Here is a 21039-nt window from a genome sequence, read left to right as displayed (position 1 = left end):
CCCCGCCCTAGCGTTCGGTGAACTTCAACTCGATCCGCCGGTTCTGGGCGCGGGCTTCTGGCGTGTCGGCAGTGTTGACGGGCTGATATTCGCCAAACCCATTCGCCGCCAGCCGCCCCGGCGGAATGCCAAGCGCATCAATCATGTAGCGCACCACCGACAGTGCCCGCCCCTGGCTAAGCTCCCAGTTATCCTTGAACTTCGGATGCCCCAGAAGGGTCGTGTTGTCGGTATGGCCATCGACCCGGATGATCCAGTTGATCTCTGGCGGGATCGCAGCGGCCACGCTTTGCAGGATACGGGCAACCTTGGCGATTTCCGCCTTGCCCGCCTCCGACAGCTCGGCGCTTGCCGGAGCGAACAGCACCTCGGAGGCAAAGACAAAACGGTCACCCTCGATCCGCACACCGTCCTGGCTGCCCAGAACATCCCGCAGCCGCCCGAAGAACTCCGACCGGTAGCGCTCCAGATCCTGCGCCTTGTCGGCCAGAGCTGCCGCCTCAGCCTCCAGCCGCTTGCGCTCCTGCTCTTCCAGTATCCGGCGCTTGCGCTCTTCCGAGGCGGCGCGGGCCAGCGCGGCGTTCAGATCCTGACCGAGGTTCTGTAACTGCACCTGCTGCGCTGCATCACGCGCCTGATAATCGTCCAGAATGGCCTGCAGGCTGCCCAGCTGTTCACGCAGGGCTGCGATCTGCTGGTTCAGCAGTGCCGCCTCGCGCTGCGCCTTGGTCGATAGCTGTTTCTGATCGGCAAGTGCTGCGCGGGCCTGCGCCAGCAGCGCGGCGCGTTCCTCTGCAAGGTTGCGCTGCCCCTCGGCGCTGGTCTCCGCCTCCTTCTGGGCATTGAGCGCAGCAAGCAAGCGCTGTTGCAGCACATCCGTATCGCTGGCCGCCGCGCGGGCGTTTTCCAGTGCTTCCAGCGCAGTCAGCAGACGTTGCTCCACCGCAGCCCGGTCCTCTGCAGTGGAACTGGCAGCGCTGCGGGCAGCGGCAAGATCAGCGCGGGCCTGCTGCAGTTGTGCCTCAAGCCCGGCCTGCAGGCTGGCAGCATCCGCCCGGACCTCGGCCAGCCGTTGTTCCAAGGCACGCCGCTCTGCTTCGGCCTGGTCTTCGGCCGCGCTCAGCGCCGCTTCCAGATCCGCCCGGGCTTTGGCGTGGTTTGCCTGAAGCTGGGCAAGCTGGTCTTCATACTGTGATCGCGTCTCGACCGAGGCCGCCTGCTGCCGCGCCAGTTCCGCTTCCAACTCGTCACGGGTGCGGGCGGCCTCTTGCCGGGCGGCCTGCAGATCTGCAGTCAGACTGGCGCGGGTTGTGTCGGCATCGGTCCGCACCCGGTCAAGTTCCGCCTCAAGGGCGCTGACCCGCGCCTCGGCCTCGGACTGGCTGACCTCCATCTGCGCCAGAACCCGGGTCAGCCGCTCGGCCAATTCGTCCCGTTCCCGCGATTGCGCGCGGGCGGCTTCCAGCGTGGCGAGCGCCTCTTCCAACTGGCTGTCCAGCTGCGCCTTGGCAGCCTCGGCGGCGGCCAGAAGGGTCAGCGTATCCTCGGCCCGCTGGCGCTGTGCCTCCAGCGACAGGGTCATGGCGGTCAGTTCGGCGTCAGCGTCTTCCAGTTTCTTGCGCAGGGCCTCAGCCGCCGCGGCTTCGGCCAGACGGGCAGTTTCTTCTTCGCTCAGCTGATCTTTCAGATCGGCCAGCTGAGCCTCTTGCGCCGTGCCTTCCGCCTGCAAATCAGCGATCATCGCCTCCAGCGCCTCGCGCCGGGCCGCAGCCAGCCTCGCCGCTTCGACACCGGCATCGATTTCATCACGCGCCTGCGCCAGCGCCAGGTTCAAGGCTTCCTGCTCGCTCAGCAACTCAGCCCTGTCCGCCTCCAGCTGTTCCCGCTCCGCGCTCAGATCCGCGATTTCCGCCGTTGCGGCCTCCTGATCGGCGATCAGGGCGGCTACCTGCGCCTCAAAGGCAGTGATGCGGCTACGCGCGGCCTCCAGATCGGCAACCCGCGCGTCCCGTTCAGAGGTGAGCGACGCAATCAGCGATTTCTGCTCGGCAATCTGTCCCTCGGCCTGCTGAAGTTCGTCCTGCGTCGTGCTCAGCGTTGCGGTGAGCGCGCCAAGCCGGGCGGTCAGAAGATTGTTCGAACGTTCTTCAAGCCCCAGCGCATTGGCCAGCGCCTGTACCTCGGACGAGAGTTCGTCCAGCTCGCTTTCCTGTCCGGTGATGGTCTCGCGCAGCACCGATTGCACCACCATGAAAATGGTCAGCACGAACATCAGCACCAGCAAAAGCCCGGTCATCGCATCGACGAAGCCCGGCCAGATCGAGGCCTGGAACCGTTGCCCAGTGCGCCGGGACAGGGCCATGGGTCAACCCTCGTCCTGAGAGGCGGCCTTGGCTGCGCGCTGGCCGCCCCGTGGCGGTGCAAAGGCCTTGACCATCAGGTCGATATCCTTGCGCAATTCGGCCAGGCTTTCCTGTCGACCGGCCGAAATTTCCTCAAGGATGCGCAGCATCTGCACGTCGATCGAGCGCAGCCGCATGCGGCTTTCGGCATCAAGGCCCACGTCGCCATGGGCGCGCATGATCTCGGTCAGGGTTTCCTGCCCGACAGCCACCCGCTCCAAGGCCGCGCTCAGCGTTTCATTCTGTTCCTGACGCTGGTTCATGTCGTTGATACTATCGACCAGCTGCGAGAGTTTTTCCTCGACCGCGACGCGGCCCTGTGCGGTTTCGGCGAACATGCCCTGCAGGGCATCCATCTGCTCGGCCATTGTATCCAGCACCTCGGAGACGATCCCGCTGTCCCCGGCCCCATCTTCGCCCGAAGAAAAGCTGACCCGGGTAAAGGAGGACAGCCACTCTTCCAGCTCGCGATAGAACCGGTTCTGGCCGTGCCCGGCAAAAAGCTCCAAAAGGCCGACGATGAGCGACCCGGCAAGCCCCAGAAGGGAAGAGGCGAAAGCAACACCCATGCCGCCCAGCTGCGCCTCAAGCCCCGTCATCAGCCGGTTAAAGATGGTCAGGCTTTCTTCGCCCTCCTGCGGGGCAAGGCTGCGAATGGTATCTACAACCGCCGGAACCGTGGTCGCCAGACCATAGAACGTGCCCAAAAGGCCAAGAAAAATCAGAAGGTTGACGATATAGCGGGTGATTTCCCGGTCTTCATCGATCCGCGTTGCCACGGAATCCAGGATCGAGCGGGTCGAGGAAGAGCCAAGCTGCATCCGCGCACCCCGCGACCGCAAGAGCGAGGCCAGCGGCGCCAGCATCGACGGTGGCCGGTCTTCGCCGCGGCTGCCGCCGCCGGCAAAGCTTTCGATCCAGCGCACCGAGCCGATCAGCTGCACGACCTGCCAGAAACAGGCCAGCACCCCGATCACAAAGACGAAAAGGATAAACCCGTTGAGCCAGGGGTTGGCCTGAAACACCGGCAGTACACGTGGCAGCGCAACAAAGGCGCCAAACCCGGCAAGCCCCAATGCAATCAGCATCAGAATGACCTGTCGGACCGGTTGGGAAAACTGGGGCCTGATCTTACCGTCTGGCTGCGCCATATTAAGGGGCTCCTGCCTCTTTCAGTGCTCGTGTCGCGCCTGAAGCCTACAGGGAAAGAGAGTGCAAGGCCAAGGCTTTATGCTGTGATCTGCCGCACGCGCCCCGCCAGCCAGTCCAGATCTTCATCATTCAGCCCGATCTCTGCCAGATGGCTTGCTGTATTATAGAGGTATTCGGTGTTGGGGCCCCGTCCGCCCACCGCATGGGCAATGATCCGGGCTTGTTCCTCGAGGCTCATCCCGCCGCAATACTGCACATGATGGGGATCGATCACATAGGTCACCGCAGTGACGAAATCCCCGGTGTGCAGCTCCACCTCCAGATCCCGCTCGACATAGGCCGAGGAGATCAGCTCACGCTCGCGCAGATAATCCAGCGTCTCGGTTTCAGCGCCGTTTTCCACCGCCAGAGCAAGGCCCGTGCAATGTGCCCCGGCGACCTCATCCAGTGCCAGAACCAGACCCGGTTTCTCTTCAGTGCCGCGATGGTGAACCGAACTCATGCAGAAGGAGCGCGCATAGCCCTGCAGCGTCGCGATCTCGCGGCGCGCGACGGGAAATCCCGGGTTCCACAACAGTGATCCGTATCCGAACACCCACATGGTCATGACAACTGGTCCTTTCTGATCCCTGTCTGTAAACAGCAAATCTGCTCCGGGCAAAAGAGGGTCTTTGGCATGCGCGTTGTGAAACTTCTGGTGGCTGCCGGGCTGGTGTGGAGCCTGTATTGGGCCGCCAGCGCCTGGGGCCTGCGCAGCGGTATTGCCCAATGGTTCAATGAGCAGGAGCGGCAGGGTTGGCTGGCGGAATACGCTGCGCTGGAAAGTTCCGGTTTCCCGACAGCCCACCGGACGCGCATCCTGCATCCAACGCTGGCCGACCCCGGCACTGGCGCCGCCTGGAGCGCGGATTGGATCAGCCTCTACAGCCTGCCCCTGAAGCCGCAGGAGGTGACGCTGCAGTTTCCCCCCGCCCCGCAGCGCCTGTCACACTATGATAAGACAGGAGTCCTGCAGGCTGCGGACATGCAGGCGGACCTGCAGCTCGCGCCCGGATCAGCCATGTCACTGGAACGGATGTCACTGCAGGCGGCAGAGTGGAAGATATCGCGGGCGGGTAAGGTCCTGCTATCCGCCCCTGCCTTTGCCCTGGACATGACCCGAACGGGGGACACGGAGAGCTATCGCATTTCGGCCCGGGCAGAGACGCTGACCCCCCGCGGCAGATTGCAACGGATGCTGATCTCAGCCGAAGAGCTGCCACCCAGCCTGACCGATGTCACGCTCGCGGCGGATGTCCTTTTTGACACCGCATGGGACCGACGCGTGCTGGAACTGCGCCGCCCGCAACCGCGCCGGATCACCCTGACGCAGGCAGAGGCGCATTGGGGCGCCCTTGCACTGCGGGCCAATGGCAGCGTGGATGTGGACGAGGCTGGCCGGATGAGCGGCAAGGTGGATATCAGGGCAGAGAATTGGCGTGGCCTGCTACGGCTTGCAGAACGCTCCGGCCTGCTCCCCGCCCGCCTGCGCAGTGGCACCGAACGGATCCTGGGGCTGCTGGCTCAGATGCATGGCCGCGAACAGGACCTCGACATTGCGCTGTCGATCACCGACGGGCAGATGTACCTTGGCCCTCTGCCACTGGGCGCCGCTCCGCGTATCACGCTCTACTGAAGGAGCCTGTCGGCATCCCTCATGGGTCTGACCTGGTCAGCGGCAGTAGGATCCACCCCGGTGGCGCGCCACATCCAGATGGAAGTGATCCTTGTGATAACGATCCGCGTCAGGCCCTAGTACCGTGCCAAAGGGCCCACAAGCCGCCTTCCAGATCTTGCGCAGTTTCCTGCGGGTGCGCCGCTTCTGCCAGCCTTCCAGAACGGTTATCGTCTCACCATCTTCCAGGGTGAAGCCGGAAATATCGATCGCCTTGCCCTTGCCATGCTCCGAGATGCGCGCGCCCGGACGGTTGTTGCGTGTGCGGCAGGAATAATGCGCAGCCACTCGCAGCGACACTACGCGGTTGCGGCGGCCAAATGCCTTTTCCACGTCCCGTTTGACCCAGCGGTTCAGCGATTTCGCCATATCGCAGGTCATCACCGATTTCTTGCTAAGCTGCACACCCGCGACCGAGGACACTCGGACCGCCGATTTCGCACCGCAGCCCGGTAGAGAGCCGACGACAGAGCCAACCGGCTCTCCCTGAATATCGATATCCCCGCAGACCGAGGTTTTACGCAGCTTGCGCCGCTTGAACAGCACCTGCTGAACAATGGCATCGGGGCGCAAGCTGGGGCGCAACGAACTGCCCGGCCCGACATCGGGCGACGTGACCACACCCAGCGCCGCCACGGCTAAGGTTTGCTCTGACATCGGCCGCCCTTGTGGTCGCATCAGCTCGGGCCCAGCCAAGGTAGAGACCTCAAGCTCGGGGCCCGGTGAGGCTGCAATGCCTGCCGGGCGCCCGGCCGGACGCAAGGACGCCTCGGGCGCCGTTGCAGCGGCGGCATCGGCCAACAAAAGGCCCAGCGCAAAAGCAGCCCGGGCGATCATGTCTTCTTTGCCCGTCCGAAATCCGGTGCATCCGTATCCTGCCCGGCCTTGATGATCCCGCGGCGGATGGCGCGGGTGCGGGTGAAATATTGGTGCAGATGCTCCCCGTCGCCGGTGCGGATCGCCCTTTGCAGGGCGAAAAGCTCCTCGGTGAAACGGCCCAGGATTTCCAGCGTCGCGTCCTTGTTGGTCAGGAACACATCGCGCCACATGGTCGGGTCCGAGGCTGCGATCCGGGTAAAGTCCCGGAAACCAGCAGCCGAATATTTGATCACCTCGCTGTCGGTCACGCGGCGCAAATCGTCAGCAACCCCCACCATAGTATAGGCAATAAGGTGCGGCGCGTGGCTGGTGACAGCCAGCACCAGATCGTGGTGATCCGCATCCATCTCATCGACATTGGCGCCCATCCCCTCCCACAGCTCGCGCAGGCGCTGCACGGCATCGGGGTCGGTGCCTTCGACGGGAACCAGAAGGCTCCACCGATTATCAAACAGTTCGGCAAAGCCTGCCTCGGGCCCGGAATGCTCGGTGCCCGCCAAAGGGTGCGCCGGGACGAAATGCACGCCATCGGGGATATGCGGCGCGACAGCCTCGATCACATGGGCCTTCACCGAGCCAACATCGGACACCGTGGCGCCGGGTTTCAGCACGCTCGCAATTTCCTGCATCACCGCGCCCATGGCACCGACCGGCACACAAAGGACCACCAGATCGGCGCCCTCCACAGCCTCGGCGGCGCTGTCGCAGACGCGGTCACAAAGCCCGATGCGCCGGGCGGTGTCCCGGGTTTCGGCGCTGCGAGCATAGCCCGTGACCTCACCCGCCAGACCGGCCCGCTTCATCGCCCAGAACATCGAAGAGGCGATCAGCCCCAGCCCGATCAGCGCGACTCGGTTGTAGACTGGCGCGCTCATGCTGCGCCCTGCCCGGCCTTGAAGGCCTTGACGGCAGCAGCAACGGCACGGCAGGCGGCCTCGTCGCCGATGGTGATGCGCAGCGCATTGGGCAGGTTGTAGCCCGCCACCCGCCGAACGATCAGCCCCTGCGCCTTGAGGTAATCATCACAGGCCTCAGCCTCGGCTTGGCTGGCAAAGCGCGCGAGGATGAAATTGGTGCAGGACGTATCCGAGGGCACCCCGAGTTCAGCCAGTGCCTCGGCCAGCCAACCGCGCCATTTGGCGTTCTCCGCGCGGCAGTGGTCGACATAATCGGTATCCCGCACCGAAGCCTCTGCCGCGGCCAGCGCGGTGGTCGAGACATTGAACGGTCCACGCAGGCGGTTCAGAACGTCGATGATCTCCTTCGGGCCATAGCCCCAGCCGATGCGCGCACCACCCAGCCCGTAGATCTTGGAGAAGGTGCGGGTCATGAACACATTGTCACGCTCGGCCACCAGCGAAGCGCCTGCATCGAAGCCTTCGACATATTCGGCATAGGCGCCATCCAGCACCAGCAGCGCGCCCTTTGGCAGGCCATCGGCCAGACGCGCCACATCGGCCGCGCCGATCATGGTGCCCGTGGGGTTATTGGGGTTGGCGATAAACACCAACTTGGTCCGCTCGGTGCAGCCTGCAAGCAGCGCGTCCACATCGGTCACCCGCTCATTCTCACGCACCTCGACCGGGGTCGCCCCTGCCGCCTGCGCGCTGATGCGATACATGGCAAAACCGTGCTCGGTATAAAGCACCTCGTCCCCCGGCCCCACATAGGCCTGACACAGAAAGGCGATGATCTCGTCGCTGCCAGCACCGCAGATGATCTGCGCCGGGTCCAGCCCATGCACCTCACCAATGGCGGCGCGCAGCTCAGCATGATCCGAGCTCGGATAGCGATGCATCGTCGCCGCAGCCTCGCGCATCGCTTCGATGGCGCGCGGGCTGGGGCCGAGAGGGTTCTCATTCGAGGAGAGCTTTACCGTGTTGCTCACCCCATCCACATGGGCAGCCCCACCCTGATAAAGGGCGATGTCCATAATTCCGGGCTGCGGTGTGATCTGGGTCATAAGAGGGACTCCTTGGTTCCGCCCCGTTCATACCTGCGCACAACGCAATCGAAAAGCCGCAAGATGCCCTCAACAGACGCAGTGCGCTTTTTGCGCCGCCTGTCGTCCTGTGGTCGCCGACCCTGGCCTGATCAGGCTGCCCTTGGCTGGAACCGCGCGGTCCCCGGGTCCGCCTCGTATCGCGCAGCCAGATCCTCGGCCCGAAGGGCCAGATCATTGACGCTGTCGATGATGTATCGCGCGGTTTTATCCCGCATCAGGTAGGAAAAATTCAGCCGCACCCAGCCGGGTTTGCGCAGCTCCTTTCCGGCCTGAAGATCCGCGAACAGCGCGTTTGAATCCTGCGCATCGATATCCAGAAGCCGATGCGCATAGGGACCTGCACAGGCGCAGCCGCCCCGCGCTTGAATGCCATAAAAGTCGCTCAACATCCGGGTGAACAGCTGCTGGTGCACAGGCCGCCCCGAAGCCCCTCGGACAGTGAAGGAAAACACCGGCAGGCACGGCGCAGTCGGATGGCCCAAAAGGGTCAGCTGCGGATTGCCCTGCCAGCCCTCCCGCGCCATGGCGCCGAAGCGGGCCTCCCGGCGGGCGATTTCAGCTTCACCCACGGCTTCCTTGATCAGAAACGCCAGCGCAGCGCGAATATCACCGATCACGTTCGGTGTTCCCGCCTCTTCACGCGCAGCCAGATCCGCGCTGTAGGCATGATCCCAAGGCGAGACAAAGCTGACCGTGCCGCCCCCGGGCCAAGAAGGGCATTTGCGGCGCACCGCATTGCCATTCACGATCAGCACGCCCGATGCACCGGGCCCACCGGGAAACTTGTGCGGCGAGACGACCACGGCATCCTTGCGCGCGCCCCCCTTGCCACCCATGTCGATCGGCAGATAGGGCCCGCCCCCGGCGCAGTCCCAGACCGCAAGCGCGCCATGGGCATGCAGCAGATCACTGACCGCATCCGCATCGGTCAGGATGCCGGTCACATTCGAGGCCGCCGAAAAACTGCCGATCTTCAGATCGCAGGCGGCATATTCGCTCAACGCCACCTGAAGGACCTCCAGATCAGGCCCGCCCTCCGCCGCTTCGGGGATCTCCACGACTGTTGCGCGGCTCTCCCGCCAGGGCAGAATATTGGAGTGGTGTTCATAAGGGCCGATAAAGACCACTGGCGCGCGGGCCTCATTCACGCCCAGCAGGCTGACCAGTCGGTTCAGACCAGCGGTGGCCCCCGACCCGGCAAAGATCACCGCATCCTCCTGTTTTGCCCCGGTGATCCGCGCGATTTCCGCGCGCGCCGCGCGGCGCAGGCGGGTCATATGGGCACCGCAATAAGAGGCCTCGGTATGGGAATTGGCGTAAAAGGGCAGAACGTCGGAGACGACGAAATCCTCGACCGACCGCAACGCCCGGCCAGAGGCGACATAATCGGCGTAGACCAGCGGTACCATTCCATCGGCGCCGGGGATCTGCACGCCCTCACCGATCAGCTCATCTGCCAGACGCCCTTCGCGGGCCGCATCCTTCAGGGTTTGTTTTATGGTGGCAAGGATCATCTGTTTCTCCGCTCTTCACCACAGAAACTTGACCCTCTGGAACTGGAAATACTCCGCCTAATTTTGGTTGACGGCACACAAATTTGTGTCATATGATCGCCAAATGACTAACAATCTAGATCATATTGATCGCACCATCCTGCGCTGCCTTCAGGGGGATGCCAGCCTGTCACAACGGGAACTCGCCGAAAAGGTTGGCCTATCGCAGAATGCCTGCTGGCGGCGGCTAAAGGCGCTGAATGACAACGGCGTGCTACAGGGGGCAACCGCGCGGATTGACCGCGCGAAACTGGGACTGGATCTGGTGGTCTTTGTCATGCTGCGCACGCGCCACCATTCTGCGGACTGGCTGGAGACCTTCCGCAGGCACGTTCTGACCATCCCCGAAGTGGTGGATTTTCATCGCATCGGCGGAGATTACGACTATCAACTGAAAGTTGTTACCGAAGATATGGCCAGCTACGACAAGGTCTACCAGCGCCTGATCGCGGGGGTGGAGCTGGACAGCGTCACCTCCTATTTCGCGATGGAAGCCATCGCCGAAGGACGCCCCCTGCCCCTGTGACTCACCGGGTGATCGCTCAGGGCGCAGGAAGGCAGGAAGGGCCCGGTGCGATCAGTGGCCGAAGGCGGCGTCAGGCATCCACTTCATCCGCGCGCCTTCCGCGCCCATGCGCATGTGAAGGCAAGCCGTGCCAAGGCGCTGAAAATACAAGGCATCCAGCGGATACCATCCGGCTACCGGCACCTCGACTTCGGTCATGACGGTGCTGTCACAGGTCTGCCGCCCATCGAACTGACCAACGATCTGCCCGCCGATTTTCGCCCGCAGCCCATCATTGGTCAGGAAATCGATATTGTAGACGCCGGGTTTGTCAAAGCGGACATAGCCGGTGATCCGGGCTACCACGTGCTGGGCCTGTTTCGACGTTAGGGTGATGTCGCCTTCGTTGGTATCCCGATGATCAAGGCCCTTCAGCGGGCGCCCGGCTTCGGACCCCTGTTTCAACGCCGCCGAAGCCTCGGACAGGGTGCGTACGTCCTGCGGATAGGCATAACGCACAGCAAGACCGGAGCGGACGCTACCCGGCTGCGGATCTGCTGGTTGCAGCTTGACAGGCGCAGCTGCCAGGGCCGTTGCCAGTGTCATTGAAGCTGCGGCCAGAAACGTGCCGAATACTGTTCTCATCTTGGTCACCTCAGTCTGATGGGCTGCGCATTCCCAATGCTCGGCCCCAAGCCTACAACTGGATACGCCAAATAGACAAATGAGAATCGGTCGCTCAGCACCATTTCGCCGCGTGAAGTTGGTAGCGGCGGGTCGTAACGACTGCCAAAATGGAAAAGGGGCTGCCCGAAGGCAGCCCCTGCGCAAATCCCGAAAGGGATCCGACTTAGTTTTTGGCGTAGAATTCGACGACCAGGTTCGGCTCCATCATCACCGGGTACGGGACATCGCCCAGGGACGGGGTGCGCACGAAGGTGGCTTTCATTTTGGAGTGGTCGGCTTCGATGTAATCCGGAACATCGCGCTCGGCCAGCTGAGTGGCTTCCAGCAGAACGGCCAGTTGCTTGGACTTGTCACGGACCTCGATCACGTCACCCTCTTTCACACGGTAGGAGGGGATGTTGACGCGCTGGCCGTTGACCAGAACGTGGCCGTGGTTGACGAACTGACGGGCAGCAAAGACGGTCGGCACGAACTTGGCGCGGTAGACGACGGCGTCCAGGCGGCGCTCCAGCAGACCGATCAGGTTTTCACCGGTGTCGCCTTTGACACGCTCGGCTTCACCGTAGATGCGGCGGAATTGCTTTTCGGTCAGGTCGCCGTAGTAGCCTTTCAGCTTCTGCTTAGCGCGCAGCTGGATGCCGAAATCGGACAGTTTGCCCTTGCGGCGCTGACCGTGCTGACCGGGGCCATATTCACGACGGTTGACCGGGGACTTCGGACGGCCCCAGATGTTTTCGCCCATGCGGCGGTCGATTTTGTACTTGGCAGACGTGCGTTTGGTCACGGCTGATCTCCTTTATTTATGGCTCCGCAATTTGATCCGAAAACCGGTTCCCACTTTTCGGATTGCAGACGCAAGCCCAGCAAACCAGATCAGCCAGAACGCAGCCGGGCAAACGGCGGCTATAAAGGGCGTTGTCCTCTTGCCTTGCGGCATGACAGGGATCCCCTTGCGGGGGCCACCAACACCAATGAAGCCGCGCTTATACAGGCAGCCCCGCCCGTGTCAACACCTGCGGACAACGGTTTCTGCCATTCAGGGAGCGAAACGGCCTAGGCCGCCTCGTGCCGCAGGATTGCGGCCTCAGATGCGGTCAGGTTGCGGCGGGCAAAGGCGCCATAGTCGAGCGGATTTTCATCAATCCCCGGCAACAGGGTCAGCAGCCGCTGCCGATCCCCTTCCGACAAGGCACTAAGAGAGGCATTGGCCGGATGAAAGCTTTCGCTTTCCACGCCATTTGCCCAGAGCACCTGATGCTCTTCGAACAACAGGTGAATATAGGTCACTTCGCGCAGCTGGGTATCCGGGGCAACGCTGGCCCCGTTGATCAGGTCTCGCGCGGCCACCAGCACTTCGGGCGTGTTGAACAGCGCCTGCACGCGTGCGCCCCGCAGCAGCAGGCGGTGTTCCGGGGAGACCAGAAGGTCTTCTTCGGGGCGGTCCAACGCCAGCGCCCCAGCGCGCACACGCACCGGACGCAGTGCGGGGTAGACGAACAGGCGGGCACCGCTCATCCGGCGTGCACCGATCCAGCGGATTGCCTGGGGACCGTTGTCACGGGTCTGTACCAGATCACCCGGGCTGAGCCGTTCAACCGGACATGTCCCGCCGGGCGTGTCGATCAGGGTCCCGGGTGTAAAACAGATCAATCCTGTGTCGGCGCCATTCTGCGGCTGCGCCCTCTGCCCCACATACAGTGAAAGGTGCACAACCCACAGCTCCGCATCCCGCGGCGGCAGCTCATCCACAAACATCAGCAGCGGCAGCCTGCCAGCCCCGACATCGATCAGCGTCGCGGTGTATTGACGGATCCCATCGGTGACGACAAAGCCCCTGTCCGGAACCGCATCCGCCTGATCCTCTGCTTCGGGGACTGCGCCGGTGTCCAGGGCAGCGCCCACCAGCCTGCGCACCGACCGCGCGGCCCTGCGCCGCAGATCCGTTTCACCCTCTGCCACTTCCAGACGCAACAACTCCGTCGGCCCGTCCAGGCGCAGGCTGTCCCCATGCCACGACCAGGCCGCCCCGATCCTCAGGGCATCGGTCGGCGCGGACGCCAGACCGTCCAATTCTGTTTGCGACCAAGAAATGACAAACGTGCCAGTAAAGCCCGTTTTCATTGCTCTTGCCTGCCTCGGTTTTTGTTATTGTGCAGAACGTACCAATGGCCGTTGTCCAGTGAAAGGTCAAAGTCCGGCCGCCGACTATCCTTGCCTACACAGCGGCAGCAAAGCCACAAATTCATCGTGAGTGCCATGATGGCACCGCACAACCTACCGCAGAAGCCGCCAGTTCTCACCGGTCATTCTCTCCCCCTGCCCGGCTGGATATCCTGTCCGGGGCGGCGTGCCATGCGCCAGCCCAGTAAGAGATACCAAAAGGTCAAAATTTCTGTCTGATTTTCCTTCGCCGATCCAAGATAAAACTCCCGCAAACTACCATTTTTATTGCAGTTTTTGCGCCACCTAAACTTTACTGATGCTCTATCATCAGATGGCGCCTAGAACCTTCGGGATGCGCGGTTTCTGACGCGACACAAAGCCCGCGCCCTCCCCTTTAACGCGAATAATTTGAGCGATTTCAATGCCCTGCCAATTGTCAAAAAAATGGATAGGAAAATCTACTGCCCTGCAGCGAAAACCCCTCCAGAATACCCTGCTTACGGCCACCCGCCGCCGCAGCGCGTTTTACAGATTGTTAGCCACTGTGGCGAATAGTGACAGGGTACCCCAATGTGTGTCAGGGGTTGAACGTCGGCCAAGCCCACTCCCGGGCGATCTGAAGTGCCATAGATCCCCGATGTTAGTTAGAAGGTGATCCGGTATGACGAATGACATTGACGAAGAAACCATCAGTTCCACAGTGCCTGAAGAGGTCCCTCAGGAAGCACAGCAACCTTTGACTGCGCTGACTTTGGATGACGATCCGATCGACCGATTGCGCTTGATCAAAACCTGCAAGAAGGCAGGACTGCAGATCGAGTTCACAGAGGTCGCGACCGTCGCCGACATGCGCCGGGAACTGGACCAGAACACATTCGATATTGTGTTCCTTGATCATAATCTGGGCATGGAAACCGGGCTGGATGCGCTGAAGGCGCTGATCGCCCATGAAGACCAGGCCGACGCAATCCCAATCATGCTGACCAGCGTCACCTCCCACCATACCGCGGTCGAGGCGATGCGAAACGGCTGCGCGGATTACATCGTCAAGGAAGAGCTGACAGTCTCAGCGCTGATCAAATCCGTGACGTCCGCAATCGAGCGGCGCATTTTGTTTTCCGCCCTGTCAGGAGCACAGGCCTTCCAGCGCTCGGTTGGCGAAGTGATCGAGCGGTTCATGCTGACCTGCGGCCCGGAAATGCGTGAGATCCTGAGCAAGACCCTGGCCACCCTGCGCGGCCTGAAAGCGATCGAGAAAGCAGACCAGACCCTGGATCCGGTCATCCTGTCGAACTTCACGCTGCTGGAACGTGGCTGCAAGGATCTGACGGTACTCGTCGATGATCTGGTGAGCGTGGTGGCTGCAGCCCGCGGCGTGCCCGTGCGCAAGCGGCCCTTGATCAGCAAATAATATGCATCAAGCCCTGTTCCGCTAATTTGGATTCTTGCGCGCCTGCAGTGCAGTGCCAAGGCGGTACCTGGCCGATAAACACCCGTTTGCCCGGATACAATTCCCGGAGCGACCAACGCGAGACATAAGCTAACGAACGAGAGCCCCGATGCCACACCGTAGGCGCGTCACACTGCGAACGCGGATAGCCCTGGTTGTCCTGTTGTCCACTGGGCTGGCACTGACGATCTTTTCCGCCTATGGCTATTTCCACTCCTTGGAAACGGTAAAAACAGCCACCCGCGAACGCATGAAGCGGGCCGGCGACATCTACGCACAGCGGATCGACAGCGTGCTCTACATGATGGAGCTGGATACTGGAATTCTCGCCTCTGTCCCGCAGGCGGTCGGCCTCGCAGGGCTGACGCGGACAGCCACTGCCCCTGCGCCCGACCAGACCGAGACCACAGTGACACCACCCACTGCCACACAACCCAGCGCGGTGCGGTTCAGCGACGAACAGCCCAACGTTCCGGGGGCCAGCGCTGCCCGATCCACCGAGGGTTGGACCGAGAGCGTATCGGACATTTTCCTGAAATTCCTCGGGACAAGGCCGAAATATTCGCAAGTCCGGCTCTTGGTGAAAGAAGGCAACTGGAAGGAACTGGTGCGGGTCAACCGCATTGACGAGGAGCTGATCGTCGTCCCCGCTGGCGAACTCCAGATCAAGGGAAATGAGCCCTATCTGCAGCCCATCAAAGAGCGTGGCGTCAGCGAAGTGTATTTTTCAGAAGTAACCTATAACCGGGAAAACGGCCGCGTCGTTGGGCCGCCCACCATCCGGGTGGTTCGACCGCTGCAGGACAGCGACGGGGACATCTTTGGTGCGATCGTCATCAACGCCGACGCTGAACCCCTACTGCAGAGCGCCGAACTCTCTGTTGCCCCCGGGTTTCAGGTCTACGCGGTCAGCAACAACTTCGATTACATCTCCTATCACGGCGAAGCCCAAAGCTCTCCACTCGCCTTTCATCAGGATCCGGACTGGCAGCCATCGCCCTATTCCGACCGGCTTACGTCCAACGATGAAGGAGCGTTTTTTGAAACCGGATCAAATGACATGGGATATCTCTCGGCCGTGCTGGGACAACAGAACGCGACGCCGTTCCGGCTGAACATTCTGACCATCGCCCCGCATGAGATCCTGATTGCCCCCGCATTTCAGGAGCTGCGCGCAACCGCCGGCCTGTCGATGCTGCTGGCCGCGATGGCAGCGCTAGCAGCCTCCTTTCCCGCATCGCGCCTGCTCTCCCCCCTGACCCGGCTCAACCACGAAATCCGCAGCAAGATTCAAAGCGCGGAACCGGTGGATTTCGAAACCAGCCGCAATGATGAGGTTTCCGATCTCGCGCTCAGCTTTTCGGAAATGATCAATACCAGAATTGAGGAAGCGAACCGGCTTGATGCCATCCTCAACGGCGCAGCGGACGGGATCATCACCATCGATGCCGATGGCACAGTCGAGGATATGAACCCTGCTGCGGAAGAGTTGTTCGGCTATACCGCGCAAGAGGTCGTGGGCCAGAATGTGACCATGCTGATGCCCACAGCAGATGCGAACATACACCATCTTCACGTGGCGCGCTCCCTGCTCACCGGGCACCCTAAACAGATGGCCAAGAACCGCGAAATCTTCGGCGTCCGCAAAGATGGCAGCCAGATCCCGCTTGGCATTGCGGTCAGCCACGCAGTCTATTCCGGCGGATCAAGATACATCGGGATGATCCGCGACATCTCCCCGCAAAAGGCCGCCGATGAAAAGGTGAACAGCCTGATCAGCGCCCTGAAACGTTCCAATGCGGAACTGGACCAATTCGCCTACGTCGCGTCGCACGATCTCAAGGCGCCACTGCGGGTGATCAACAATGCCGCTTCATGGCTGGCCGAAGATCTTGCCCCGCATCTGACCGAAGACACCCAGGAAAGCCTGGACCTGCTGCAAAACCGCGCCACCAGAATGGAGCGCTTGCTGGACGATCTGTTGCAGCATTCCAGGATTGGCCGGGAAAAGGCGAGCAGCACCTCCGTGACCGGAGCCGAGTTGCGCGAGGAGCTGACCGACCTTCTGGACATACCCGAGGGCCTCACAGTGCAGTTCTGCGACGCGTTCGACCAGATCAAGGTTCAGCGCCTTCCCTTGCAGATTGTTCTCCTCAACCTGATCAGCAATGCCATACGGCATCATGACAAATCCGATGGGCACGTCTGGATAGACCTGACGCACCGCCCCGAAGAGATTGAGTTCCGGGTCGCCGACGATGGCCCCGGCATTCCGCAGGAATACCAGGAGAAGGTATTCGAAATATTCCAGACCCTGAAACCCCGTGACGAGGTCGAAACCAGCGGCATGGGGCTCGCCTTCGTCAAGAAACATGCCGGGCTGGTCGGCGCCACGATCAAGATCGACTCGGACGGCAAATCCGGCACAACCTTTATCCTGCACTGGCCCACCGGGCCGGACACCACATCGTTGGAGAATTGATATGAACACCGTCGCCCTCCAATCCGAAAAAGCGCTTAATATCGTGCTAGTCGAAGACGATGATGGCGACGCCAAAGCCTTGCGACGCGCCTTTAAGAAAGCGAAGATTGCAAATCCGATTACCCGTTTCAAAGATGGGGTAGAGGCGCTGGCGTTTTTGCGTGGAAATCTGGAAACCACACCCCCCAAAACCTTTGTCGTTTTATGCGACATTAATATGCCGCGCATGAATGGTTTAGAATTACTGGGCAAAATCAGAGAGGACCCTCAGCTTCGCAAAACGCTTATTTTTATGTTGACCACATCGGATGATGAACGTGATATTGAAATGGCCTATCTGAACAATGTTGCAGGTTATATTGTCAAAGCCCGCGCCGGACATATGTTCTTGGATCTGATGACAACCTTGGACAACTATTGGCGCGTCGTCGAAATTCCGGAAATTTAGAGCAGGCACAAAAGGAAAATTTTCAAATGCTCGACATTATGATCGTGGACGATGATGAAGGTGATCGCAAGCTGGTCCGAAGGCTGCTGCGGGCTCCGGCGGGAAAGCGGTCATTCCGGGAAGCAAGCAACGGACAGGCGGCGCTGGATTACACGGAAGACAACATCGATGTCATTTTCCTGGACTACCTGCTGCCCGGCATGTCCGGTCTGGAGCTTCTGGAACATTTTTCAAAGACATGGCCAAAGGCGACGATTTTCCTGATGACCGGCCAGGGAGACGAGGAAATCGCCAAGAGCGCCATTCTGCAAGGCGCCTCGGATTACATTCCAAAATCGATCATGACCGAAACGGCGCTGAACCGGATGATCGAAAACGGCATAAAGCTCTCCAAGATGCGCTGGAAACTGGAAGAACACCGGCAGGAGCTGAGCCTGTTTTCAGATGTTCTGGTGCATGACCTGCGGGCCCCCGTCCGCGCCATCGAGTTTCTGAGCGAACAGATCATCGAGGATTTCGAGAGCGGCAATATGGATGAGGTGGCCCGGGAATTCGAAATGATGAAACTTTCGGTGAGGCGCATGTCCGAGCTGATCGAAAGTCTTGCCAGCCACATCAACCTGAATGGCCCTTCCAACCAGGAGAAGGTGTCCGTGGAAAACCTTTTTGAACGCGCCCAGATGGCTCTGGCCAAGGATATTTCGGAAAGCGGCGCCGAGGTGCGTTGGAAGGCCAACGGGCTGTCGGTGGATTGCATCGCGCCGCAGGTCGCGCAGCTGCTGCAGAACCTGATCGGGAACTCGATCAAATACGCTGGCCCTTCCAGCCCGGTCATTTCAGTCTCTGCCGCCGAAATTCCAAACGGGATCCAGTTCACGGTAGCGGACAATGGCGTCGGGGTGCCGGAAGATTTCCGCGACAAAATCTTCGAACCCTTCCGCCGTCTGCAGCAAACCGAAGAATTGCCAGGCACCGGGCTTGGCCTTGCCACCTGTCGCAAGATCGCCGAACGCCATGATGGAGAAATCTGGTGCGCCGCCGATACCGACGTCGGCACCACGATACATTTCACAATCAAACAGCGCCCCGAGGAAGAAGACGACTAGGAACGTCGCCCTATAGCGGGAGGCTCAGCAGGGTTCGCGGGCGGGTCTGTCCCGCCCCACCGTTCAGGCTGTCGTTACCGGTTCGCAGCTCAGAGCAAACTTCAACCAGCCCGCAAATTGGCAGCAGAGGTGCTCTCCGGCATGGCTTCGGCCTCAGCGCAACCGATTGTCGGCCTTCCGATATCAAATGATCCAATCAGCGTGTTCAGCCTGCCGACGTCCTCGGTCATGGAGAGCGCCGCCGCCGTCACCTGTTCCGCCATCGCCGCATTCTGCTGCGTCACCTGATCCAGTTGCGACACACCGACGTTGATTTCACCAAGACCAGTGGATTGCTGCTGCGCTGAATTAGCGACTTCCGACGTCAACTCAACCGTCCGGCCAATATCACCGCGGATCATAGTCAAAGCCTCGCCGGTATCATTAACCAGCGTCACTCCCCCCTCCACGTGGCCCGCACTGACATTGATCAGTGATTTGATTTCATTTGCGGAATCCGCTGACCTTTGCGCCAGCGCTCGCACTTCAGAGGCAACCACGGCAAAGCCTTTGCCGGTTTCCCCCGCTCTTGCGGCCTCCACCCCGGCATTCAGTGCCAGCAGGTTGGTCTGAAAGGCGATATCATCGATCACATTGATGATCTGCGAGATCTGATGCGATGAATCCTCGATATCCTGCATCTTTTGAATGGCGCTCTGAACCACCTCGCCCCCGCGCGCGGCCCCGTCTCTGGTGCTATGGACGATCTTGGTGGTTTCCGATGTCGCATCGGCCGACGCATGCATGCTCACGGTAATCTGCTCGACCGCAGCCGCTGTTTCTTCCAAAGTCGCCGCCTGGGATTCCGTACGCTGTGAAAGATCCTCTGCCGACTGGACCACCTCATTGGCGCGAATGTTCAACCGGGAGGCCGCATCCTGGATGGTATGCAGCACATCACGCTGAGTACAGATCAACCCATTGAAGGCCTTGCGCACCGGATCGTAGCGCTCAGGGTAGTCGCTTGCCTCCGGCCCGGGGATAAGCTGTGTCAGATCCCGCGCCGCCATCCGGTCGATACCCGCCGTCAGATGCGCAAAAGCCGTTTCCTGCTCTTCCTTTTCGGCAGAAAAATGCGCATCCAGAACCAGATGGGTGTCCAGCGAAAAGGCACGAGTCAGGGCGCTTATGATCTTTGGAACATTGTGCCTTCTAAACAGACCTAAAATACCCTGGTTCCGCTCCAGAAGAAGCTCCTGAATGTGCGAAACCGCCTGCGCATAGCCGGAAAGATAGAACAAAAATGGCAAGCCGATGCGGGGGTGGATTCGGCCGATCCGATAGGCACTTGCAAAATACTCTTCGCTAAACGCGCCCGACAACAACATCTCCCAGTGTTTTTGCTGCCCAAGCTTCGCCTGATCCATCAATTCCTGATTTGGAAAAAAACGCGCCATTTCAGGATCATCCATTACGACACCATAAAAACGATCCAAAACCTGAGGCAACAGCGGAACAACCAATTCTCCGCCCTCAACCAGATACTTTTTCACGACTTCATCAAAGCCAAACTTCGATAGCGCCTCTTCGTGCTCCTTTATCATAACAGCCTCGCAACCACTGAAAACATTAAAAGATTCGGCCCCAAGCGAGGCCACCAATCTCTCACTAAATGAAATCCATTAAAAATATGCAATTTTCTATTATTTTACGAACGCATTACGGGAGCGGGATCAGCTTAAACGCGATGCGGTCGGATGAACGGGCAAGAGTGCTAGCCCATGACAGGGCCAGGGTCGGTTCGCAACGCGCCAAACCGTTGCAACAGTGCACCCCTCCTCGACACTCCCCCAAAAACCGGGACCGTAACCGTGGCGATTTGGGGCTTAACGGGTGAGCCGAGTACTTAATCTGTCGAGAAAGGGCCGATGGCTGGGGTGGTAGGAAGCCTAGCCTTCCGAGTCTTTTCTTCCGCTTAGCCGACCCGTCGCCAAACCTGGGGCGGTTGCTGGGGCGGGACTGGTGCTGGTGGCGGGAATGGAGATACTTTGCCTTGGGCTATGCGGTTTCTGTGACCAGTGTGAGGGGAGCAGTCAGAGCTTGGGAGCGGGTGGGAAATAATCAAACAGCTCTGTGAAGTCTGAATAGGCAATGTAACTCGGAGCCTCGACCCTCTCCAAGCCAAAGGTATAAAAGTGCTTCCGCGCTGCTCTCCACCCTCTAACCAGACTGGGCATTCGAGTTTCTGGGCTCGACGGACCTCGCCAAGCGGAGGGATCAAGCCACTCTCCCGTTGCCAACTGGCGGTTGGATGGTAGAGGGCAGGATATGCCATACTTGCTGTTGAGGATTTGGTTGCGAGTTCGCATAGCTCGACGGACTAAGCTGAGCATTGACCTGCCCCCCGCAAAATCCCTCACCATGAAGTAGAGTCTGCCCAACCTATGTAGGAGCAGACAAATGCGTAAGAGCCGTTTCACCGAGGCGCAAATCATCGGGATGATCAAAGAGCAG

Annotated in this window: 17 protein-coding genes; 6 read left to right on the top strand and 11 right to left on the bottom strand. The window is 60.6% G+C overall.

Going from position 1 to position 21039, the window contains the following annotated elements; translation table 11 throughout:
• Positions 1-7 precede the first annotated feature (7 nt).
• From SM766_RS14195 to SM766_RS14185, 3 genes are all read right to left on the bottom strand, one after another.
• Entirely contained in the window at positions 8-2362 is a 2355-nt protein-coding gene (locus tag SM766_RS14195) for a peptidoglycan -binding protein (protein WP_368948195.1), read from the bottom strand.
• Between the two features lie 3 nt (positions 2363-2365).
• The gene (locus SM766_RS14190; RefSeq protein WP_065272865.1) at positions 2366-3553 is read right to left on the bottom strand and encodes a biopolymer transporter ExbB; all 1188 of its coding nucleotides are present in this window, start codon (positions 3551-3553) and stop codon (positions 2366-2368) included.
• 77 nt (positions 3554-3630) lie between these two features.
• The gene (locus SM766_RS14185; RefSeq protein ID WP_368948194.1) at positions 3631-4161 is read right to left on the bottom strand and encodes a gamma-glutamylcyclotransferase; all 531 of its coding nucleotides are present in this window, start codon (positions 4159-4161) and stop codon (positions 3631-3633) included.
• Positions 4162-4230: 69 nt separating this feature from the next.
• Here SM766_RS14185 and SM766_RS14180 point away from each other — a divergent pair, with 69 nt between their 5' ends.
• Complete coding sequence (locus tag SM766_RS14180; RefSeq protein WP_368948193.1) at positions 4231-5229, top strand: DUF2125 domain-containing protein; 999 nt, start codon at positions 4231-4233, stop codon at positions 5227-5229.
• Between the two features lie 36 nt (positions 5230-5265).
• Here SM766_RS14180 and SM766_RS14175 read toward each other — a convergent pair whose 3' ends face one another.
• The 4 genes from SM766_RS14175 to SM766_RS14160 form a co-directional block, all read right to left on the bottom strand.
• Complete coding sequence (locus SM766_RS14175; RefSeq protein ID WP_368948191.1) at positions 5266-6105, bottom strand: extensin-like domain-containing protein; 840 nt, start codon at positions 6103-6105, stop codon at positions 5266-5268.
• A complete protein-coding gene (locus SM766_RS14170; protein WP_368948190.1) occupies positions 6102-7022 on the bottom strand; it encodes a prephenate/arogenate dehydrogenase family protein in 921 nt (306 codons plus the stop codon). The genes SM766_RS14175 and SM766_RS14170 overlap by 4 nt, the downstream gene beginning before the upstream one ends.
• Positions 7019-8110, bottom strand: a complete 1092-nt coding sequence (gene hisC, locus SM766_RS14165) for a histidinol-phosphate transaminase (protein ID WP_368948189.1) — start codon at positions 8108-8110, stop codon at positions 7019-7021. Before hisC ends, SM766_RS14170 begins: the two co-directional genes overlap by 4 nt.
• Before the next feature lie 131 nt (positions 8111-8241).
• Positions 8242-9666, bottom strand: coding sequence for an aminotransferase class V-fold PLP-dependent enzyme (locus SM766_RS14160; protein WP_368948188.1), 1425 nt, complete (start codon positions 9664-9666; stop codon positions 8242-8244).
• Between the two features lie 103 nt (positions 9667-9769).
• Between SM766_RS14160 and SM766_RS14155 the strand changes: the two genes are divergently transcribed.
• The gene (locus SM766_RS14155) at positions 9770-10231 is read left to right on the top strand and encodes an Lrp/AsnC family transcriptional regulator (protein WP_368948187.1); all 462 of its coding nucleotides are present in this window, start codon (positions 9770-9772) and stop codon (positions 10229-10231) included.
• Between the two features lie 51 nt (positions 10232-10282).
• Here the strand turns inward: SM766_RS14155 and SM766_RS14150 are convergent, their stop codons facing one another.
• The 3 genes from SM766_RS14150 to SM766_RS14140 all read right to left on the bottom strand — a co-directional run bounded on the left by SM766_RS14150 (position 10283) and on the right by SM766_RS14140 (position 13018).
• Positions 10283-10855 (bottom strand): PA14 domain-containing protein, encoded by a 573-nt coding sequence (locus SM766_RS14150; protein WP_065272857.1) that lies wholly within the window; start codon positions 10853-10855, stop codon positions 10283-10285.
• 205 nt (positions 10856-11060) lie between these two features.
• On the bottom strand, positions 11061-11681 hold the full coding sequence (gene rpsD / locus SM766_RS14145) for a 30S ribosomal protein S4 (protein ID WP_065272856.1): 621 nt from the start codon (positions 11679-11681) through the stop codon (positions 11061-11063).
• A gap of 269 nt (positions 11682-11950) precedes the next feature.
• The gene (locus SM766_RS14140) at positions 11951-13018 is read right to left on the bottom strand and encodes a Hint domain-containing protein (protein ID WP_368948186.1); all 1068 of its coding nucleotides are present in this window, start codon (positions 13016-13018) and stop codon (positions 11951-11953) included.
• A gap of 703 nt (positions 13019-13721) precedes the next feature.
• Between SM766_RS14140 and SM766_RS14135 the strand changes: the two genes are divergently transcribed.
• The 4 genes from SM766_RS14135 (at position 13722) to SM766_RS14120 (ending at position 18546) form a co-directional block, all read left to right on the top strand.
• A complete protein-coding gene (locus SM766_RS14135; RefSeq protein WP_274830175.1) occupies positions 13722-14471 on the top strand; it encodes a response regulator in 750 nt (249 codons plus the stop codon).
• A 148-nt stretch (positions 14472-14619) separates the two neighbouring features.
• Entirely contained in the window at positions 14620-16992 is a 2373-nt protein-coding gene (locus SM766_RS14130) for a sensor histidine kinase (RefSeq protein ID WP_368948184.1), read from the top strand.
• Between the two features lies 1 nt (position 16993).
• Positions 16994-17440 carry a response regulator gene (locus SM766_RS14125; protein ID WP_065272853.1) on the top strand — a complete coding sequence of 149 codons (447 nt, stop codon included), beginning with the start codon at positions 16994-16996 and terminating at the stop codon, positions 17438-17440.
• A 26-nt stretch (positions 17441-17466) separates the two neighbouring features.
• On the top strand, positions 17467-18546 hold the full coding sequence (locus SM766_RS14120) for a sensor histidine kinase (RefSeq protein WP_368948183.1): 1080 nt from the start codon (positions 17467-17469) through the stop codon (positions 18544-18546).
• 101 nt (positions 18547-18647) lie between these two features.
• Here the strand turns inward: SM766_RS14120 and SM766_RS14115 are convergent, their stop codons facing one another.
• Positions 18648-20129 (bottom strand): methyl-accepting chemotaxis protein, encoded by a 1482-nt coding sequence (locus SM766_RS14115; protein WP_368948182.1) that lies wholly within the window; start codon positions 20127-20129, stop codon positions 18648-18650.
• Between the last annotated feature and the right edge of the window lie 910 nt (positions 20130-21039).

The organism is Pseudophaeobacter sp. A-200-2 (genome assembly GCF_041008815.1).
Lineage (GTDB): Bacteria > Pseudomonadota > Alphaproteobacteria > Rhodobacterales > Rhodobacteraceae > Phycobacter > Phycobacter gallaeciensis_A.
This window is presented reverse-complemented; position numbering and strand designations above follow the sequence as displayed.

Excerpts from the sequence above, each read along its gene's own strand:
- SM766_RS14195 (WP_368948195.1), bottom strand. The coding sequence starts at position 2,362 with ATGGCCCTGTCCCGGCGCACTGGGCAACGGTTCCAGGCCTCGATCTGG.
- SM766_RS14190 (WP_065272865.1), bottom strand. The coding sequence starts at position 3,553 with ATGGCGCAGCCAGACGGTAAGATCAGGCCCCAGTTTTCCCAACCGGTC.
- SM766_RS14185 (WP_368948194.1), bottom strand. The coding sequence starts at position 4,161 with ATGACCATGTGGGTGTTCGGATACGGATCACTGTTGTGGAACCCGGGA.
- SM766_RS14180 (WP_368948193.1), top strand. The coding sequence starts at position 4,231 with ATGCGCGTTGTGAAACTTCTGGTGGCTGCCGGGCTGGTGTGGAGCCTG.
- SM766_RS14175 (WP_368948191.1), bottom strand. The coding sequence starts at position 6,105 with ATGATCGCCCGGGCTGCTTTTGCGCTGGGCCTTTTGTTGGCCGATGCC.
- SM766_RS14170 (WP_368948190.1), bottom strand. The coding sequence starts at position 7,022 with ATGAGCGCGCCAGTCTACAACCGAGTCGCGCTGATCGGGCTGGGGCTG.
- hisC (WP_368948189.1), bottom strand. The coding sequence starts at position 8,110 with ATGACCCAGATCACACCGCAGCCCGGAATTATGGACATCGCCCTTTAT.
- SM766_RS14160 (WP_368948188.1), bottom strand. The coding sequence starts at position 9,666 with ATGATCCTTGCCACCATAAAACAAACCCTGAAGGATGCGGCCCGCGAA.
- SM766_RS14155 (WP_368948187.1), top strand. The coding sequence starts at position 9,770 with ATGACTAACAATCTAGATCATATTGATCGCACCATCCTGCGCTGCCTT.
- SM766_RS14150 (WP_065272857.1), bottom strand. The coding sequence starts at position 10,855 with ATGAGAACAGTATTCGGCACGTTTCTGGCCGCAGCTTCAATGACACTG.
- SM766_RS14140 (WP_368948186.1), bottom strand. The coding sequence starts at position 13,018 with ATGAAAACGGGCTTTACTGGCACGTTTGTCATTTCTTGGTCGCAAACA.
- SM766_RS14135 (WP_274830175.1), top strand. The coding sequence starts at position 13,722 with ATGACGAATGACATTGACGAAGAAACCATCAGTTCCACAGTGCCTGAA.
- SM766_RS14130 (WP_368948184.1), top strand. The coding sequence starts at position 14,620 with ATGCCACACCGTAGGCGCGTCACACTGCGAACGCGGATAGCCCTGGTT.
- SM766_RS14125 (WP_065272853.1), top strand. The coding sequence starts at position 16,994 with ATGAACACCGTCGCCCTCCAATCCGAAAAAGCGCTTAATATCGTGCTA.
- SM766_RS14120 (WP_368948183.1), top strand. The coding sequence starts at position 17,467 with ATGCTCGACATTATGATCGTGGACGATGATGAAGGTGATCGCAAGCTG.
- SM766_RS14115 (WP_368948182.1), bottom strand. The coding sequence starts at position 20,129 with ATGATAAAGGAGCACGAAGAGGCGCTATCGAAGTTTGGCTTTGATGAA.